This window comes from Actinoplanes italicus (genome assembly GCF_003001815.1).
GTDB classification, from domain to species: domain Bacteria; phylum Actinomycetota; class Actinomycetes; order Mycobacteriales; family Micromonosporaceae; genus Actinoplanes; species Actinoplanes italicus.
Genome location: NZ_PVMZ01000009.1, coordinates 26,605 through 44,784 on the forward strand (window position 1 = coordinate 26,605; position 18,180 = coordinate 44,784).

An 18,180-nucleotide genomic window follows, 5' to 3' on the forward strand; every position below is an offset into this window, starting at 1 on the left:
GATATCGGCGTCGATGGCTGCCTTGCTCGGGGAGTCGTGCCCGCTAGCTGCGAGAATGCGTATTCACTTGTGGCTTCGCCGTATCGTGGCACAGCCTCAGGAGCCGTGTAAAGCGACTCTCACGTCTGATTGGTAGCGCTCCCATGCGTGGGGGTCTACTCTCTGCCACGGTCGGGGTTGCCGCTTTTGGTCTTATCCGGGGTTCACGCTGCAGTGGTGCTCTCCGTGGCTTCCGCGTGCTTCCTTGCTTCCGCGTGCTTCTTTGCTTTCGCGTGCTTCCTCGGTCCCGCGTAGTTTCCTCGGTCCCGCGTAGCTTCCTCGGTCCCGCGTGCTTCCTCGGTCCCGCGTAGCTTCCTCGGTCCCGCGTGCTTCCTCGCTCCGGAGTGCTCCCTTGCTCCCGCGTGCTTTCCATGCTTCGGGTCGTTGCGTGCCTCGGGTCGCTGCACGCTTTGGTCGCCGCACGCTTTGAGTGGCTGACCGTTTTGGGGTCTCTGCGCGGTTTGAGCCGATTCGCGCGTGCGTGTCTTTTCCGGGTTTTTGTGGCGTTCTCTGCTCTTGCGCTCTCTCCGCCTCGTCTTGGCCCGGCTGCGGCTGTCCTGCCGCCCTTTGGTGCCATGGCCGTCATGGTTTGTTGTGCTGGGTGTCGTGGCTGCGGTTGTTTTGTCGTACCCGGTGCCGGGCTGCAGTTTTTTGTCGTACCCAGTGCCTAGGCTGCGGTCGTGAGGAGGGAACCGAGCATTCTGCATGTCGACCTCGACGCGATGTTCGCCGCCGTCGAGCAGCGCGACAAGGTCTCGCTGCGCGGCAAGCCGGTGATCGTCGGTGGGGTCGCCGGGCGCGGCGTGGTGTCCACCGCCTCCTACGAGGCCCGTGCCTATGGCGCCCACTCGGCAATGCCGATGGCCCAGGCCCGGCGGCTCTGCCCACCCAACACAGCGTTCCTGTCGCCACGGTTCCCGGCGTACCAGAGGACCAGCAAGGTGGTGATGGCGCTGCTGGCCGAGGTGTCACCGCTGGTCGAGCAGGTCTCCATCGACGAGGCCTACGTCGACCTCGCCGTCACCGGCCACGACCTGAGCCTCACCGGCGTCACCGAGCTGGCCGGCCGTCTGAAGACCGAGATCGCCATCGCCACCGGCGGTGTCACCGGCTCGATCGGCGCCGCCTCCAGCAAACTCCTCGCCAAGATCGGCTCCGACCTCAACAAGCCCGACGGCCTCACCATCGTCCCCGCCGGCGCCGAGCTCGACGTGCTGCACCCGCTGCCGGTCCGCAGGCTGGGCGGCGTCGGCCCCGCCACCGAGCAACGCCTGCACAGAGCCGGCGTACGCACCGTCGGACACCTCGCCGCCGTACCGTTGGACGACTTGATCGACTGGTTCGGCACCGCACACGGCCACGGCCTGTTCCGCCTGGCCCGAGCCGAGGACAACCGTCCCGTGGTGAGCGAGCGCGAGGCGAAGTCGGTCTCCGCCGAGGAGACCTTCGACGTGGACCTGACCGACCCCGCCCGCCTCAACCGCGAACTGGACCTGCTGGCGGCACGGGTCGCCGGCCGCCTGAGCCGCTCGGGCCTGACCGGCCGTACCGTGAACATCAAGGTCCGCCACCCCGACTTCACCACCGTGACCAGGGCCATCACCAGAGACCAGCCCACCGACGACGGTCGCCTGATAGCCCAGCTGGCCCGTCGCCTGCTGGCCGAGCTGGACACCTCCGGCGGAGTCCGCCTACTGGGCGTCGGAGTCTCCACCTTGGCCGACTTCGCTCAGGACGACCTGTTCACCGCCGCCGGCGAAGACCCACCCGTGCCGTCGTTCCCCTTCCCCGAGGAGGACACACCCACCCTGTTCCAGCAGGCCCCGACCGCACCGCCCCCGGCCGTCAGTCTCCCGTCCTCGGCCGTCATTCCGTCGTCCTCGGCCGTCATTCCGTCGTCCCCGGCGGTCATTCCGTCGTCCCCGCCCGTCATTCCGTCGTCTTCGGCCGTTGTTCCGTCGTCCCCGGCCGCAGCACAGTCCTCTCCAGCCGGCACCGAGCTATCGCCCGACAGCTCGGTGCTGACTCCGGCCTTCGCCGAAATCGATACGGTTGCTTTGCCGCCCGCCATCCCGCAGCGTCCACCGGCAGGCACCCCCGGCCTGGCGGAACGACTCGGGCCCTCACCCACGGGAACCTCCGAATCGCCCGGCCCGAAGCGATCCGCGTCCACCGCCCCAGCACCATCCACCCTCGCCGCCCCCACACCATCCACCGTCGCGGCGGCCCCAACACCATCCACCCTCGCGGCACCAGGACCGGTTCCGCTGCCCTCGGCGGAACCAACTTCGCCCGGTCCAGCGGGATTGCTTCTGCCGGGTCCAGCGGGATCGTCCTCGTCCGGTGCGGCGGAGTCGCGTCTGCCGGGTCCAGCGGGATCGTCCTCGTCTGGTGCGGCGCAGTCGCGTTTGTCGGGTTCGGCGGGGCGGTCCTCGTCTGGTTCGGGGGAGTCGCGTCTGTCGGGTTCGGCGGGGCGGTCCTCGTCTGGTTCAGGGGAATCGCTTCCGCCTGGTTCGTTGGGATCGTTCTCGTCTGATCCGACGGGATCGCGTCCTTCAGGTTCGGCGGAATCCCATTCGTCTGGTCCGGCGGGATCGCTTCCGCCCGGTTCGGTGGGGTCATCCTCGCCTGCTCCAACGGGAACGTCTTTGCCAGGTTCGGCGGAGCCATCCTCGTCGGGCCCGCCAATGGTGCCCGAATCTGATCCGGTGGGACTGCCTTCGCCATCCCTTTTGCCGCCACCGCCCTTGCCGGTATCGCCCGCGCTCGTGTCAGCGGGTCGGTCCGCTACCCCGGGAACACCCGTGCCGGCGGCCGTTCCGATTTGGCGTCCGGGCCAGGATGTCCGGCATGAGGACTATGGCGCCGGGTGGGTTCGCGGCAGTGGGGTCGGCCGGGTGACTGTCCGTTTCGAGGGCCCGCATACTCCACCGGGCCCCGTGCGTACGTTCTTCGTCGACGATCCGAAACTCCAGCCCGCGGACCCGCCCGACTGGATTGTTCCGGCCACCGCGATGCCGTCGTGACGGCGAGGGCCGTCCACCGTTTCCGATGCGATCTGCCCTGACCCGCCAGCGAACGACCGGGCCCACACCTGGGAACATCGGCAGTGGTGCGCTGATCTCGCGCGTCGCCCCACACCACCGTGCCGCGTCGCCGCACCGCAGCGTCGGCCGCGCCGCACGGCACCGCAGCGTCGGCCGCGCCGCGCCGCACGGCACCGCCGCACCGCAGCGTCGGCCGCGGCGCACGGCACCGCCGCACCGCAGCGTCGGCCGCGGCGCACGGCACCGCCGCACCGCAGCGTCGGCCGCGGCGCACGGCACCGGCGCGCCGCCGCGCCGCGCCGCGCCGCGCCGCCTCATGCCACCGTGCCGCGTTGCCGCACCGCAGCGTCAGCCGCGCTGCACGGCGCCGCCGTGCCGCCGTGCCGTCCCGCGCCGCCGTGCCGCCACCTCGCCGCGCCACTTCGTAGATCTTGCGAGCTTCTGCCGTATGAGCAGCCGTAACTGCACAAGATCAGCTGAACGGTGGGGTTGGGTGACCAGGTTCGCTGTCCGCTGCAGAAATCTTGCTGGTTTTCGCCCTCTGGTCGACCCCAACCTCACAAGATCGACGACGGGCGGTGGAGGGCGGCTGCGGGAAGGGGCGGATGGCAGCGCGCGGCGGTGGATGACGCGAGTGGTGGATGACGTGAACAGTGGTGAAGCGGGTGGTGGATGACGTGAACAGTGGTGAAGCGGGTGGTGGATGACGTGAACAGTGGTGAAGCGGGTGGTGGATGAGAGCTGGCGGTGGATCGTGGCGGCAGGTGGAGTGGACGGCGGGTGACGCGGCGGGCGGGGTGGTAGAGGGCGGCGCAGGCGGTGGAGTTCAGAGGGACACGATCGTGAGCCAGTCGGCCGAGCGCGGCCGGTAGCCGTAACGCGCGGCGAGGCCGTGAACGACGGCAGGCATGTGTCCGGCGCCGTAGACGACGGCCACCTCGATGTTCTCGGTGCCTCGTTCCTCGTGCAGGCGGTAGAGCGCCTCGAGCAGCATGGCGTCGCGGTCGCCGAGGAAGGCGTTCTCGAGTTCGGGGTGGCTGTCGAAGATCGCCTCCTCCTGTTGTGACGGCAGATCGTTCTGTTCGGCGGCGGCCCGTGTCCAGATCAGCCGGGTGCCGCCGAACAGCCGCAGCAGGATGACGACGGGCAGCACCAGGAACATGGTGGAACGATCGCGGAGCGGGACGCGGCGCCAGCTGTGGCCGAACTCCTCGTCGGTGGCGTCCGGGTGCACGATGGTGGCGTCCAGCGAGTCGTAGTCGATCTCCTGCTGGACCAGGTTCCCTGCTCGCCGGTTGAATCGCAGCACGCTGTAACTGAGCGTCAGCGCGCGCACGACGACCGAGGCCCGGCCGGTGCCGTCGCCGACGCCTTCGGTCACGATCACGTCGGCGGTCCGCAGGCGCCGGGACACGGACCGGTAGAACTGCGCCTCGCCCATGTGGATCATCGGATAGAGCACGAACGTCATCGGCGTGTCACGCCGCTTGAGGCGGATCACGGCTGACCGTACCGCCAAGTCACTGACCTCGACGATCTGCATGGCGTCAGGGTGACATCGGCATTCAACGGGGTATGCGGCCCTGCGCCGCCGTCCGCCGCCGGGTTGTGCGCATGGTGCACGGCCCGGGTCTTGATCGACGACCGTGAGTGTGACTCGGGTTGGCAAGCAGGTCGGCGGGGAGTACGAACAGTCCAGGGAGGACTTTCGATGACCGCTGTTTCCCCTCGCCCCGTGGAGTCGCGGCCGTGGCCGGTGCGGCGTCAGGTCAGAGGCTCGTGGCTGGCCAGGACGATCCGCACCACGGACGCGAAACAGATCGGCATCATGTATCTGTTCACGGCCCTCGCGTGGTTCGTGATCGGTGGCCTCATGGCGCTGCTGATGCGCGCCGAGCTGGGCCGGCCGGGCATGCAACTGCTCTCTCCTGAGCAGTACAACCAGCTGTTCACCATGCACGGCACGATCATGCTGCTGTTCTTCGCGACGCCGATCGTGTTCGCGTTCGCCAACTTCGTCGTGCCGATCCAGATCGGGGCGCCGGACGTGGCGTTCCCACGGCTCAACTCGTTCGCGTACTGGCTGTATCTGTTCGGTGGTCTGCTCGCGTTCGGCGGGTTTCTGGTGCCGGGCGGGGCGGCGGACTTCGGCTGGACCGCGTACACGCCGCTGAGCACGTGGCAGCACTCGCCGGGGTACGGCGGCAACATGTGGGTGGTCGGGCTGGCGCTCTCCGGTGTCGGCACGATCCTCGGCGCGGTCAACATGATCACCACGATCCTGTGCCTGCGGGCGCCCGGGATGACCATGTTCCGGATGCCGATCATGACGTGGAACATCCTGCTCACGAGCGTGCTCGTGGTTCTGGTCTTCCCGTTCCTGGCGGCGGCGCTGTTCGCCCTGGCCGCCGACCGGGTGCTCGGCGCGCAGGTCTTCAACACCGAGACCGGCGGGCCGATGCTGTGGCAGCACCTGTTCTGGTTCTTCGGCCATCCCGAGGTCTACATCATCGCGCTGCCGTTCTTCGGGATCATCACCGAGGTCGTCCCCGTGTTCAGCCGCAAGCCGGTCTTCGGGTACAAGACGCTGGTCGCGGCCACGGTTCTGATCACCATGCTCTCGATGAGCGTGTGGGCGCACCACATGTTCGCCACCGGCCAGGTGCTGCTGCCGTTCTTCAGCCTGCTCAGCTACCTGATCGCGATCCCGACCGGCATGAAGTTCTTCGTCTGGATCGGGACGATGTGGCGGGGGCAGCTGACCTTCGAGTCGCCGATGCTGTGGGCGATCGGGTTCATGGTGACGTTCCTGCTCGGCGGTCTGACCGGCGTGCTGCTCGCTTCTCCGCCGGTCGACTTCCACGTCACCGACAGTTACTTCGTGGTGGCGCACTTCCACTACGTGCTGTTCGGGACGATCGTGTTCGCGGTCTTCTCCGGCATCTACTTCTGGTTCCCGAAGATGTTCGGCCGGATGCTCGACGAACGCCTCGCGAAGGTGCACTTCTGGCTGACCTTCATCGGCTTCCACGCCACGTTCCTGGTCCAGCACTGGGTCGGCAACGAGGGCATGCCCCGGCGGTACGCCGACTATCTGGAGAGCGACGGCTTCACGGCGCTGAACATGGTGTCCACGGTCGGATCGTTCGTGCTCGGCGCGGCCACGCTGCCGTTCATCTACAACGTGTGGAAGTCGTACCGGGTCGGCCAGGTCGTGACCATCGACGACCCGTGGGGGCACGGGAACTCCCTCGAGTGGGCCACCACCAGCCCGCCGCCGCTGCGCAACTTCGACCGGATGCCGCGGATCCGTTCCGAGCGGCCCGCGTTCGATCAGAAGTTCCCGCAGCTGGCGGCCGGTGGACAGTCGGAGGCCGGGCCGCCTGAGGGTGGCGCGCGACCGCTCACCGAGGAATCCACCGGCGGTGCGAGCTATCCGGAGGACCGCTCCGATCGTTGAGATAGGCGGTTTACGAGTGAACTGTCTGGTTTGAGCGTAGATGCTCATCGTGAAAGAGGCTCGAAAGCCCCGTAGCTAGCAAACCGTGCACAGCGATGAGAGATCGGACAACTCGCCCCTGCCGGAAGGGACCTCATGCCGATCGCTCTGCACGCGCTCATGGTCGCCACTCTCACCATCCCCGCCGTGCCCGCCGCCATGACACCCCAGGACTGCACGGTCGGGGACTTCACCGCCCGTACCCAAGCCGATCTTGTGAAAATCAAGGTCCTCGAGGCGGGACCGCACGCTCTCGCCGGCATCCGCCTCGCCTCCGCCAAGGGCACCGTCGACAGCTCCGCACGGCCTTACAAGAGCATCGCCTCCGGTCTGCACGCCGGAGGAGCGGGCGCCCGGCACGCGGCGCCCGGCCGCGGCGGGCCCGACGAGAAGCAACTCGTCGCGTTCGACGCCGCCGGACTCGCCACCGCCGGCGCCGGGAAGTCGACCGCCCACGCCACCTGGGACAACTCCTACCGCTGCGGTGCGAGCGGGCCGCTGACCAGGGCGGCGACCATGCTCGGCGGACTCTCGGTGCTCGACTCCGGCATGACCGCCGGCAACCACCGGACCAGCCTGCTGCGGATCGGCCCGACCGGGTCCGCGCAGAGCGCCACCGACCTGATCCCGCTCGGGAACGGGCGGATCGGCGTACGGTCCGGCGCCGGCGTGGCACTCGGTGACATCAGCCTCCTCGCCGGCACCCCGCAGGAGGTCTCGATCAAGGTTGTCACCCAGCCCACGCTGGAGGTCGTCGCGGGCGGCGACCGGCACCGGGTCGACTACCGGCCGGCCGTGCTGCGGGTGACCGCCGCCGGGCAGCCCGTCCAGGTGCTCAAGGACTCCGGCGCGACCGTCTCCCTCGGCCTCCTCGGCGGCGTCGGCCAGGGCGCGCCCGCGGCCCTCGAGGCGAGGATCTCGCTCGGCGAGGTCCGGGAGTCCCGTGCCGGGCGGCAGGTCCAGGCCGAGGCCGCGACCCTGCGCGTCGAGGTCAAAGCCGGGATGACCCACCTGCTCGACCTCGCCCTCGGGCAGCTGTCGGTCGCGGCCTGCGCCCCGGCCACTGCCTCGGCCTCCGCGGGCAAGCCGCGTCCCCGCAAGGAGCCGCGCCCGGCGTCGGTGTCGTCGCCCTCCGCCTCGCCCTCCGCCTCGCCTTCGGCATCGGAGCCGACCGCCGATCCGGTCCCGGTTTCCGAGCCCTCCGTTCCCTCTTCGGGTACGGGTGGAGGCGACCTGGCGTTGACCGGCTCCGACGTGAGCATCTTCGGATTCGCCGGCGCCGGTCTCATCCTCGCTGGTCTGATCTCCCTGCTCCTGACCCGTCGCCGCCGCCCGAACTAGGATTGCGGCATGTCGCTGGCGACCGGGACCGATGCCACCGTTGACGAGTGGCAGGCGCGACTGATCGGTCTCAGTCACAGCCTGCACGCCGAGCCGGAGGTCGCGTTCGCCGAGCACGAGTCGGCGGCGAAACTGGCGACGCTGATGGCCGCAGCCGGATTCGAGATCACCAAGGGTGTGGCCGACCTGCCGACCGCGCTGACCGCCTCGTACGGCGAGGGTGACCTGACGATCGGGCTGTGCGCGGAGTACGACGCGCTGCCCGGAATCGGTCACGGCTGCGGACACAACATCATCTGCGCGGCGTCGGCGGGCGCGGCGATCGCGTTGCGGGCCGCCGCCGACCGGCACGGGTTCCGGATCCTCCTCCTCGGCACCCCCGCCGAGGAGAGCGGCGGCGGCAAGCAGCTGATGCTGGAACGCGGCGCCTTCGACGACGTGACCGTGGCGATGATGGCCCACCCCGGCCCGGCCGCGGACACCGCCGGCAGTACCCAGGCGTGCACACGGTTCGAGGTGACGTTCGGGGGGCGTCCGGCACACGCGGCCGGTGCCCCGTGGGACGGCGTCAACGCGGCCGACGCGGCGGTGATCGCGCAGGTGGCGATCGGCCTGCTGCGGCAGCAGACCCCGTCGAACTACCGCATCGCGGGATTCGTCCGGTCCGGCGGGGAGAAGACCAACATCATTCCGGAGAAGAGCGTTCTGGAGTACGAGGTACGCACTCCCACCACCGACCAGCTGGACGCGTTGCGGCGGCGTGTCCACGCCTGCTTCGAAGCCGGCGCGCTGGCCACCGGGGCGACGGTCGAGTTCCGGCGCTCCGAACCGGACTACCTCGACCTGCGCAACGACGACTGGCTCATCGGGACGTACGCGGGACACCTGCCGGCGTTCGGCCGCGCCGTCGTGCCCCTGCCCGGCGGGATCACCACGGCCTCCACGGACATGGGCAACATCAGTCACGTGGTGCCGTCGATCCACCCGATGATCGGGCTCCGCGGAGTGACCGCCGTGCCGCACACCCACGAGTTCGCGGCCCACGCGATCAGCCCGGCCGGCGACGAGGCGCTGCTGCACGCGGCGAAGCTGCTCGCTCGTACCGCCGTCTCCCTGGCCGCCGACCCGGAACACCGGGCCGCCTACGTCGCCCGCCACCGGGACCGCCGACCCGCCTGACGCTCAGGCCGGCCGCTCGGCGCATTCAGTCCGGTTGCCCGGCTTGTTGAGGGTGGTGGTTCGGCGCATTCGGTCTGGTTGTTCGGCGTGTTCAGGGCGGTGGTTCGCCGCATTCAGTCTGGTTGTTCGGTGTGTTCAGCGCGGTGGTTCGGCGTGTTGTTCAGCGCGGTGGTTCGGCGTGCTCAGCCCGGTTGCTCGGCCAGGAAGTCGGCGAAGGACCGGCGTGGGGCCCAGCCCCGCCCTCTGGCCCGGCCGATGTCCAGGACGACCGGACTGGTGAGCTGCTCCACGGCGTACCGGGTCAGCAGCGCCGGACGCCGCGTGACCCGCGAAGCCGCCGTGAGAATCGTCGCGGCCGCGTCGACCAGCGGAATCGGCAGATGCATGACCGGTGCCCCACAGACTGCCTCGATCATCTCGTCCCGCCGGTAGGCATCCGCGTCCGCGATGTTGTAGATGCCCGCCGGCCAGTCCACCGCGGCCAGGCAGGCGTCCGCAAGGTTCTCCACCGCCGTGAGACTGAGTGATATGTCCGGCCCGGGAAGCAGAGCCCGATTGCCGCGGACCACCCGTCGCAGCCTGGGCAGCAGATGCGGATCACCCGGTCCGTAGACCGCCCGCGGCCGCAGCACCACCGCTCCCGCGTCGAGCGCGAGCCGCTCACCGGCCGCTTTCGTACGCCCGTAGGCCGTCATCCCGCCGAGCGGATGGTCCTCACTGATCGGATTCGGACCAGCGGGCGCGTAGACGCTGGCGCTGCTCACCCACACCACCGGACGGCCGCCGGCGGCCGCGATCAGCCGAGCCGTGCCGTCCACGTTGACCGCGCGGAAGGCCGCCTCCGACGCGCGGCCCGGCGGTGGGTCACCTACGGCTGCCGCGAGATGCAGCACGACGTCGGTCCCGCTCAGATCCGGCGGTGTCCGGGCAGCGTCCCAGAACCGCTGCTCGCCGACGGGTCCGGGTCTACGGCTCAGGCAGACCACCGTGGCGCCGCTCCCGGCGGCGGCCCGGGCCACCACGCTCCCGCAGAATCCGCTGGCCCCGGTCACGGCGATACGGAGCGGCGGCATCGCGCGATCCTCTCATTCCCGGCCGTCCCGTGGCACGGCGATCTCGTCCGGTTGCGCCGCCGTGGCAGCCGGAAACGCACACGATCTGCCGCGAGGCGGGCGTCCCGGGCAGATGTCGTCGCGAGGCGGGCGTCGCCGGAAGGCAAATGTCGCCTTGAGGCGGGCGCCGCCGGAAGGCAAATGTCACCTTGAGGTGGGCGTCGCCGAGAGGCCGCCGTGAGACGGGGTGCCGCCGGGAGGCGAACGTCGCCGTGAGACGAGCGTTGCTAGTGAGGCGGGCGCAGCCGGAAGGCAAATGTCGCCTTGAGGCGGGCGTCGCCGAGAGGCCGCCGTGAGACGGGTGCCGGGAGGCGAACGTCGCCGTGAGACGAGCGTTGCTAGCGAGGCGGGCGTCGTCGGAAGGCAAATGTCGCCGCGAGGCGGGCGCCGATCGGCGATCTTGGGATGTTGCGCCATTCGATCAGCCACAACCCGACAAGAATCCGCCGGAAGGCGGACACCCACCGGAACGCTGCCGTCAGGCAGATCTTGTGCGGTGGTGGTCGCTGAGAGGGCGCAATGTCACAAGATCGGCGACGGGCTGCGGTGGGTGGTGCTGCGGGTGGTGGCGGTGGCTGTGGCGGTGGTGGAAGTGGCAGTGGTGGCGGTGGCTGTGGCGGTGGTGGCTGTGGCAGTGGCGGTGGCGGTGGCTGTGGCGGTGGCTGTGGTGGCGGTGGCGGTGGCGGTGGTGGCTGTGGGGGAGATCTTGTGTGGAAGTGGTTGCTCTGGCGGCGCAACGTCACAAGATCTGCGCGGGGGGCGGCGGGCAGTCGCGCCGACGGTCCGATCTTGGTGAGTTCGGCCGTCCGGGCGACCACAACCTCACAAGATCGGCGAGAAGGGGCGGGCGGGACGGGCGGGGCGGGCGGGGCGGGCGGTGCCGGTGGGGCGGGTGGGGCGGGTGGGGCGGTGGAGGGCGGGTGGGGGTGACGGTAAGGAGGGCCCAGCCCGGCAGGGCGCTTCGCCGATCCACCCGCGCCGACCGCACGACCGGCCGATAGGCGGCCAGCGCCACCAAGGCGTCAGCAAGCTGCAGGCGAGCCAGCCGAGCGCCCGGGCAGGCGTGCGGCCCGGCCCCGAACACGAGCTGCGCCACCTGGGGCGGAGCGGGTTCCGCGGGTGACGGGTCACGGCGGTGACCGTCGACGGCGTGCCGGGCCACCAGGATGAGCCGGTCGCCGCGGCGGACCGCCCGCCCGGCGAGGGAACCCGACGCGGCGGCCACCCGCGGAAGCAGCGGTGTCGGTGCCGTGACGCGGAGAAGTTCGCTGGTCAACGCTTCGAGGTCGGTTTCCGCGTACGCCCAGAGGTCCGCGTCGGCACACCAGGCCGCGGCGCGCGGCAACCCGGCGACCGTCGTGTTGATCGCGGCCACCGCGAGCATGGCGGCCAGCCCGTCCCCGTCCCCGTCGCCGAGCAGCGAGTTCAGGTGTGCCGCGGCGCGCTGAGCGGCGCGCCGGGCGCCGGGCAGCGGCAGTCCGGGCAGGTGCTCACGCGCTCCTGCCGAGGCGGCCTCGCGGGCGGCGGCGGCCAGCGTCCGGGCGTCGACGTCGAGTCCGAGGAGCGCGGCCGCGGTGGCGCCGGAGAGTTCCGCGGCCACGTCGACCAGGTCGACCGGCCGGCCGGCGGCGAGCGGTGCGAGACGACGGTCGAGGACCTCGAGCCAGATCGGCCGGAGCCGGGTGACGCCGTCCGCGCCGAGCGATTCGGCCAGCCCCCGGCGGGTGCCGCGGTGGGCGTCGCCCTCCTGGTCGAACAGCAGGCCACCGCCGGTCAGCCGGCCGGCGGCGCCGCCGGTGGTGCCCTCGGCGGTACGGTCCAGCGGCACCCGGGTCAGCCCGTCCACGAACGCAGCCCGCGAGTGGGCCAGAACGGTCCCGCCGACCCGGAACGCCGGACGGCGACGGGTGGCCGCGAGCAGGGCGAACAGCACCGGGTGGCTGCGCAGATAGACCCGCCGGTCGCGACGGCGTGCCCTCATCGGACGTGGACCTGGAGCGAGGTGGGCGGACGCCAGCGACGGTCCCAGTACCAGAGCAGGGTGCGCCGGGCGCCCCACGCACGCAGCCGGCGCAGGCTGGCCTCGACGACCAGGTCCTCGGCGCGGGCGATCCGGTCGGTCTCGCGGCGGGCCCGGTTGAGCAGCGTGACGTCCTCGGATCCGTCCTCGAGGGCCTCCCGCGCGGTGCCGCCGCATCGCTGGTACAGGTCGGCTGTCAGGGCCAGGTTGTGCCCGTGGACCAGCACGTACGGGGTCCGGAACTCGGGTGTGCGATGCGATTTCCGGTAGCGGCCGTACAGTGCGGCGAGCCGGACGGCGGCGGGGAAGACGTGGCGTTCGGCCCAGCTCGGGCGCTCGTCCCGGCGCGGCACACTGCGGCCACAGACGAGTTCGAAACCGTTTCCGATGTACGTCCGAAGCGTCGCCACCCAGTCGGGCGCCGGCAGGCAGTCGGCGTCGGTACGGGCGAGCAGTGTGGCCCCGGTCGCGATGGCGTGCCGGAACCCGGTGTCGGCCGCGGTACCGGCTCCCGGCTCGTCCTCGGTGACGATCTCGACCGGGAACGGCGCTGTGGCCGCGAACCGGCGGACGACCCCGGCCGTGTCGTCGGTGGACGCGTTGTCGACGACGACCAGCCGGAACCCGTGATCGGTCTGCCGCGCGAGCGCCTCCAGGGTGGCCCCGATCGACGCCGCCTCGTTGTAGGCGGGCACGACGACAGCGATCACGGCTTCCTCTGGTGGGGGATTCCGGAGGGCCGGGGATTGCCGGAGGGGCGACGGGGGACGCCGGAGGAGCGGCGCGGAATGCCGGACGAGGCCGTGACGAGGGACGCCGCCGCGGCCCGGTCGGGTTTGCGGGAGCGACCGGCGAGCGGGACCTCGGCGAACACGACCCGGTCGGGGCGGGCCGAGCCCATCCGCTGCAGCGGTTCGCGGAGTGCGGCCTCGACCCGCTGCCGGCTAGCGTCGGGAGTGGTCTCGATCAGCGCGACGACGTGCTCGTCACCGTCGCCGGCCGGCACCCCGACCAGCACGGCGAGGGAGACGCCGGGCACGTGCAGCGATGGCTCGTACAGCCCGGGATAGATGTTCTCCGCCTTTCGCAGGATCATGTCCTTGGCGCGCCCGGCCAGGACGACCCGGTCGCCTTCGAGGTGCGCGATGTCGCCGGTGGCGACCCATTCGTGCGGGTCCGCGCCGAGATAGCGGTCGCACACGCCGGCTCCGGCGAGCAGCAGCTGGCCGGTGTCGTCGAGGCGGCCGCGCACTCCCGGGAGCAGGCTGCCGACCAGGTCGCCGTCGCCGTCGAAGCCGCTCTTCTCCCGGGATTCGGCGGCCGCGGCCGGGAAGACCTCGGTGAGTGCGTAGACGCCCCACGCCTCGTCGGCGCCGGCGGCGCGTACGCGTTGGAGCAGGTGTGCCGAGACCGGCGCGGAACCGCTGTAGACGCGGCCGGTGAACGGCGTCCCGGCGTCGAGGGCGGTCCGCAGCTGCGGGGGAGTGAGGTAGGTGGCCTGCGGCCGCAGCCCGGTGACCTGCCGGGCGAGCGCACGCGGCCGGCCGGCCGGTGCGGCGACCGGGGCGCCGGCGGCCAGCGACGGCACCATCACGAAGAACGTGCCACCGAGCACCGGCACGCCGGGGACCGGCCGGACCAGGTCGGCGACCGCCCGCAGGCCGGTCGCGAGGCCGGCGCGGGTGTGCACCACGGCGCGCGGGCTGCTGGTCGTCCCCGAGGTGAAGATGATCACCGCGTCGCCGTCGCCGTCGTACGCCGCCGGCAGCGGCCCCGGCGGCAGCGCCAGGGGGGGTGCGTTGCCGGGCAGGCGCGGGCCGACCGTGGCGGTGGGCCCCAGCGCCGCGAAGTCGGGCAGGGCGAGCCCGGCCCGGCGGGCCAGCGGCGCCGCCCATCCGGCGACCGCCTGGGCGGCCGCGTCGGCGACGATCAGCGCGGGCCGGGCCAGCGACAACCGGGCGGTGAGCACGTCCGGGCCCGCGGTCGGGTCGAGCAGGGCGACCCGGACGCCCAGCCGGTACGCGGCGAGCACCATGGCCAGCGCCCGCGGACCGGGGCGGATGGCCAGGCCGAGGGTGTCCCCGGTGGTCAGGCCACGGGCGTGCAGGGCTGTGGCGTACCGGTCGCGGAGATCGGCGAGATCGCCGCGCGTGATGGTCCGCCGGCCGCGCAGCAGCGCCGGGGTGTCGTCGCCGGTGCGCAGACCGGAGCTCAGCTCGTCGAGCAAGGGTTCCCCTATCGCGGGTCGGGGGTCAGGGGCCCGCTGCCACGGTCGAGGTACCAGCGGGCGGTCCGCAGCACCCCGTACGCGCGCAGCCGCCGGGTCGAGTTCTCCACCACCATCGACCGGCTCCGCACGATCGATGAGGTCGTCTGCCGTACGCGATTGAGAAAAAGGCGATCGGTCGGGGAGGGCCGCCGCGGCATCCCGCCGCACGCCTCGTACAACCGTGCCGTGATCGCCATGTTGTTGCCGGCGTGCATCCGGTAGGGCGCCCGGAATCCGCTGCCGCGATGGGCCGGCCGGATCCGTCCGAAACCCGCCGCGAGTGCCACGAGCAGCCCGAACACTGCCCGTCCGGCCGGTCCGTGCTCGTCGTGGCGGGCGGTGATCCGGCCGCACACCATGTCGGCGCCGCCGGTCAGCGCCGCGCGGGCCGCCGCCACCCAGCCGGGCCGGGGCAGACAGTCGGCGTCGGTGCGGGCCAGCAGGGTGGCGCCGGCCGCGATGGCGTGCCGGAACCCGGTGTCGACCGCGCAGCCGACACCCTTCTCCGGCTCGACGAGCACGTGCATCGGGAACGGCGCGCACGCCCGGAACGCCTCGGCCGCGGTCACCGTCGTGTCGGTCGAGCCGTTGTCGACGACGAGCAGGGTGAAGTCCGTGTCGGTCTGCGCGGCCAGCGCGTGCAGGGTGGCGCTGATCCGGCTCGCCTCGTTGTAGGCGGGCACGATCACCCACAGGTCGGTCACGAGTGCTCCCACACCATGGTCATCATGCTGACGCCGCCCCCGAGGCCGATGAAGAGCACTCGGTCACCGGGCGAGAGATACGGAAAAGCCCGATGCAGCTGTACGCCCAGAGTGGCGCTCGCCATGTTGCCGAGCGAGGTCACCGTCACCTCGAGACGGTCCTTCGGCACCCCGGTGACCTCGATGAACCGCTCCAGATACGGCAGGGTCACCTGGTGCACGAGGATCCGCGCGTAATCGGTGAACTCGAACCCGGTCCGGACGCGCACCCGATCCAGGATGCTCGGCCCGATCGTCTCGAACACGCCGCGCAGCCGGTGCCCGTCCCCGGTGAAGTAGCTGTACTCGTCGCCGCGCGGATGCCGGGACCCGCCGCCCGGGATCCCGCCGACCGTCCAGTGCTCGGAGTACGTCTCGGTGTCGATGTCGAGGATGCCGCCCCGCTCCACCGGTTCGACGACCACGGCCGCTCCGGCGTCGCCGAACGTGTACCCGGCGAACGCCTGCCGCGCCTCGGCCATCCCGGTGACCCGCGGTTTCATCACCCGGCTCGGTGTCTCCCCGGTCACCACCAGCGCCCGCCGTGCCCGCCCGGCCAGGATCATCGACCGGGCCAGGTCGATCCCGTTGACGAAGCTGTTGCAGGCGTTGGTGACGTCGAGCGCGTGCGCCCGGCTGCCGAGCGAGTCCTGGAGGATGTGCGCGGTGGCCGGCTCGACCATGTCCCGGCTCGCCGACGCGAACAGCAGCAGGTCCACGTCGCCGGGATCGAGTTCGGCGCTGGTCAGCGCCGCACGGGCCGCGTGCAGGCCCAGCGTCGACGCGTACTCGTCGGCGGCCGCGATCCGCCGCCGCTCGATGCCGGTGAGACGGGCGAGCAGACCGCGGGGCAGCTTTCCGATCCGGTCCTGCAGCTCGGTCGTGGTGACCTCGCACTCCGGCAGATGGGTTCCGACCCCGGTGATTCCGACCCGCACTATCCCCCCACACCTATCCCGGCCTCTCAGCATGACGGCCCAGTTTCCGATATGACGACCGTGCCGGAACAGCTTTTTCTGCTGGGAAACCTGGGCACCATGATCGCTTACGCGGCGATCATGGTGGCGATCACAGTGCCGGTCGCCCGCGCCGGGCAGTTGCGCAGCAACCGGCTCGCGGTCGCGACAGCCCTCATCTTCCTCACCGCGGCGGTGGGGCACGGGCTGCACGCGTATCTCGCCTTCGGCAATCTGGACCGCGCCGAACACTCCGTCGCGATTGGCTGGGTCTGGGCGCTGGCCTGCTGGAACGTCGTCACGGGAGCGGTCGGCGTCTACTACTGGACGGTCCGCAGACGCAACCGGACCCTGATGGGCGCGATGTACACCGACCCGCAGCGGCAGCGGCTGCTCGACGAGGCCGAGACGCAGCGGGCCACCCTCGAGGCGGTGGTCCAGTACACCGACGACGCGATCATCGGGGTCAGCCTGGACGGTATCGTCACCGCCTGGAACGGCGGAGCAGAACGTCTGTTCGGCTGGCCCGCGGCGGAGATAGTCGGCCGGCCGGTCACCGTGCTGAGCGACGACTTCGGGGCCGAGGAGCAGCGCGCCATCATGCAGCGCATCAAGGAGGGGGAGCGCGGCGTCTCGTACGAGGCACGGCGGTTCCGCAAGGACGGCACCCCCGTCGAGACCTCCCTGAGCGTGGCGGCGATCCGTGACCTGTCCGGGCGGCCGACCGGGATCTCGGCGGTCGCCCGCGACATCACCGCCATCAAGGAGGCCGCCGAGCGGCAGCGGGCCATCGAGGAACGCACCCAGCAGGCCCAGCGGATGGAGAGTCTCGGCAAGCTCGCCGGTGGCGTGGCGCACGACTTCAACAACATCCTGGCGATCATCGCGAACTACACCGACTTCGCGCTCGAGGAGGCGGCCGGGAACGACGCCCTGGCGACCGACCTCACGCACGTGCGCAGCGCCGCGGACCGGGCGATCAACCTGACCCGGCAGCTGCTGACCTTCACCCGCGGCGACACCATCCAGCCGCAGGACGTCGACCTCAACGCGGCGATCGCCGAGGTGCACGCGATGCTCGGCCGGACCATCGGCGAGCACATCAACCTGCTGGCCGTCCCGTCCGCCGAACCGATCGTGGTGCACGCCGACCCCGGCCAGCTCCAGCAGGTGCTGCTCAACCTGGCGATCAACGCCCGCGACGCGATGCCCGACGGCGGCACCCTGGTCCTGGAGACGAACGTCGCGGCCCTCGACGGCGGCGAACTCGACATGCAGCCGCCACTGCCGGCCGGAACCTATGCCCGCCTGCTGGTCAGCGACACCGGCGAGGGCATGACCGCGGACGTGGCCGCGCACATCTTCGAGCCCTTCTACACCACGAAACCGCGCGGCAAGGGAACCGGACTGGGCCTGTCGACGGTCTACGGCATCGTCGCCGAGGCTGGTGGCAGCATCAACGTCTACTCCGAGGTCGGTGTCGGCACCACGTTCCGCATCTACCTGCCGATCGCCACGACCGGCGGCGGGAACATCCCCGCGGTGCTACGCCAGGACGAGCCGCCGTCGGGCTCCGGCCAGACGATCCTGGTCGTCGAGGACGAGCCGGCGCTGGCCCGGGTGGTGACCCGCATCCTCGCCGGAGCCGGATACCACGTCCTGACCGCCACCGGCGGCCCGCAGGCGCTCACCCTCTTCCGCCAGCACGGCTGCGACGCCCTGCTGACCGACGTGATCATGCCGGAGATGTCCGGCCGCCGCCTCGCCGAACTGATCCACCGGACCGCGCCCGGCCTGCCGGTCCTCTACATGTCCGGCTACAGCAACGGCCTGCTCGGCACCACCCACGTCCTCGACGGTGACATCGCGTTCCTCGAGAAGCCCTTCACCGCCCATGACCTCCTGCACAAGATCGCCGAGGTCGTCCCATCATTCATCGGTACGGAACAAGCGTCCCGCTGAGCAGCCGGCGGGC

12 protein-coding genes are annotated in these 18,180 nt (G+C 71.2%); 5 read left to right on the forward strand and 7 right to left on the reverse strand.

Annotated features, from left to right (window positions below):
• The first annotated feature begins 719 nt into the window (after positions 1-719).
• Positions 720-3,065, forward strand: a complete 2,346-nt coding sequence (locus tag CLV67_RS53490; protein ID WP_239166432.1) for a DNA polymerase IV — start codon at positions 720-722, stop codon at positions 3,063-3,065.
• Between the two features lie 847 nt (positions 3,066-3,912).
• On the opposite strand, the gene CLV67_RS22245 is transcribed toward CLV67_RS53490, so the two are convergent.
• Positions 3,913-4,629 (reverse strand): hypothetical protein, encoded by a 717-nt coding sequence (locus CLV67_RS22245; protein ID WP_106321427.1) that lies wholly within the window; start codon positions 4,627-4,629, stop codon positions 3,913-3,915.
• A 168-nt stretch (positions 4,630-4,797) separates the two neighbouring features.
• On the opposite strand from CLV67_RS22245, the gene ctaD reads away from it, so the two are divergent.
• The 3 genes from ctaD to CLV67_RS22260 all read left to right on the forward strand — a co-directional run bounded on the left by ctaD (position 4,798) and on the right by CLV67_RS22260 (position 9,105).
• A complete protein-coding gene (gene ctaD / locus CLV67_RS22250) occupies positions 4,798-6,546 on the forward strand; it encodes an aa3-type cytochrome oxidase subunit I (protein ID WP_106321429.1) in 1,749 nt (582 codons plus the stop codon).
• Between the two features lie 135 nt (positions 6,547-6,681).
• A complete protein-coding gene (locus CLV67_RS22255; RefSeq protein WP_106321431.1) occupies positions 6,682-7,926 on the forward strand; it encodes an LPXTG cell wall anchor domain-containing protein in 1,245 nt (414 codons plus the stop codon).
• Positions 7,927-7,935: 9 nt separating this feature from the next.
• A complete protein-coding gene (locus tag CLV67_RS22260) occupies positions 7,936-9,105 on the forward strand; it encodes a M20 family metallopeptidase (RefSeq protein WP_106321433.1) in 1,170 nt (389 codons plus the stop codon).
• Between the two features lie 182 nt (positions 9,106-9,287).
• On the opposite strand, the gene CLV67_RS22265 is transcribed toward CLV67_RS22260, so the two are convergent.
• The 6 genes from CLV67_RS22265 to CLV67_RS22295 form a co-directional block, all read right to left on the reverse strand.
• The gene (locus tag CLV67_RS22265) at positions 9,288-10,178 is read right to left on the reverse strand and encodes an NAD-dependent epimerase/dehydratase family protein (RefSeq protein ID WP_106321435.1); all 891 of its coding nucleotides are present in this window, start codon (positions 10,176-10,178) and stop codon (positions 9,288-9,290) included.
• 778 nt (positions 10,179-10,956) lie between these two features.
• Complete coding sequence (locus CLV67_RS22275; protein ID WP_249037960.1) at positions 10,957-12,198, reverse strand: cytochrome P450 family protein; 1,242 nt, start codon at positions 12,196-12,198, stop codon at positions 10,957-10,959.
• Positions 12,195-12,947 (reverse strand): glycosyltransferase family 2 protein, encoded by a 753-nt coding sequence (locus CLV67_RS22280; protein WP_106321439.1) that lies wholly within the window; start codon positions 12,945-12,947, stop codon positions 12,195-12,197. The genes CLV67_RS22275 and CLV67_RS22280 overlap by 4 nt, the downstream gene beginning before the upstream one ends.
• Positions 12,944-14,464, reverse strand: a complete 1,521-nt coding sequence (locus CLV67_RS22285; RefSeq protein ID WP_106321441.1) for a class I adenylate-forming enzyme family protein — start codon at positions 14,462-14,464, stop codon at positions 12,944-12,946. Before CLV67_RS22285 ends, CLV67_RS22280 begins: the two co-directional genes overlap by 4 nt.
• An 8-nt stretch (positions 14,465-14,472) precedes the next feature.
• Positions 14,473-15,210 carry a glycosyltransferase family 2 protein gene (locus tag CLV67_RS22290; RefSeq protein ID WP_106321443.1) on the reverse strand — a complete coding sequence of 246 codons (738 nt, stop codon included), beginning with the start codon at positions 15,208-15,210 and terminating at the stop codon, positions 14,473-14,475.
• Entirely contained in the window at positions 15,207-16,187 is a 981-nt protein-coding gene (locus CLV67_RS22295) for a 3-oxoacyl-ACP synthase III family protein (RefSeq protein ID WP_106321445.1), read from the reverse strand. The genes CLV67_RS22290 and CLV67_RS22295 overlap by 4 nt, the downstream gene beginning before the upstream one ends.
• A 99-nt stretch (positions 16,188-16,286) precedes the next feature.
• Here CLV67_RS22295 and CLV67_RS22300 point away from each other — a divergent pair, with 99 nt between their 5' ends.
• Positions 16,287-18,167 (forward strand): PAS domain S-box protein, encoded by a 1,881-nt coding sequence (locus CLV67_RS22300; protein ID WP_239166433.1) that lies wholly within the window; start codon positions 16,287-16,289, stop codon positions 18,165-18,167.
• The last annotated feature ends 13 nt before the right edge of the window (positions 18,168-18,180 follow it).

Excerpts from the sequence above, each read along its gene's own strand:
- ctaD (WP_106321429.1), top strand. The coding sequence starts at position 4,798 with ATGACCGCTGTTTCCCCTCGCCCCGTGGAGTCGCGGCCGTGGCCGGTG.
- CLV67_RS22300 (WP_239166433.1), top strand. The coding sequence starts at position 16,287 with ATGATCGCTTACGCGGCGATCATGGTGGCGATCACAGTGCCGGTCGCC.
- CLV67_RS22255 (WP_106321431.1), top strand. The coding sequence starts at position 6,682 with ATGCCGATCGCTCTGCACGCGCTCATGGTCGCCACTCTCACCATCCCC.
- CLV67_RS22275 (WP_249037960.1), bottom strand. The coding sequence starts at position 12,198 with ATGAGGGCACGCCGTCGCGACCGGCGGGTCTATCTGCGCAGCCACCCG.
- CLV67_RS22245 (WP_106321427.1), bottom strand. The coding sequence starts at position 4,629 with ATGCAGATCGTCGAGGTCAGTGACTTGGCGGTACGGTCAGCCGTGATC.
- CLV67_RS22265 (WP_106321435.1), bottom strand. The coding sequence starts at position 10,178 with ATGCCGCCGCTCCGTATCGCCGTGACCGGGGCCAGCGGATTCTGCGGG.
- CLV67_RS22260 (WP_106321433.1), top strand. The coding sequence starts at position 7,936 with ATGTCGCTGGCGACCGGGACCGATGCCACCGTTGACGAGTGGCAGGCG.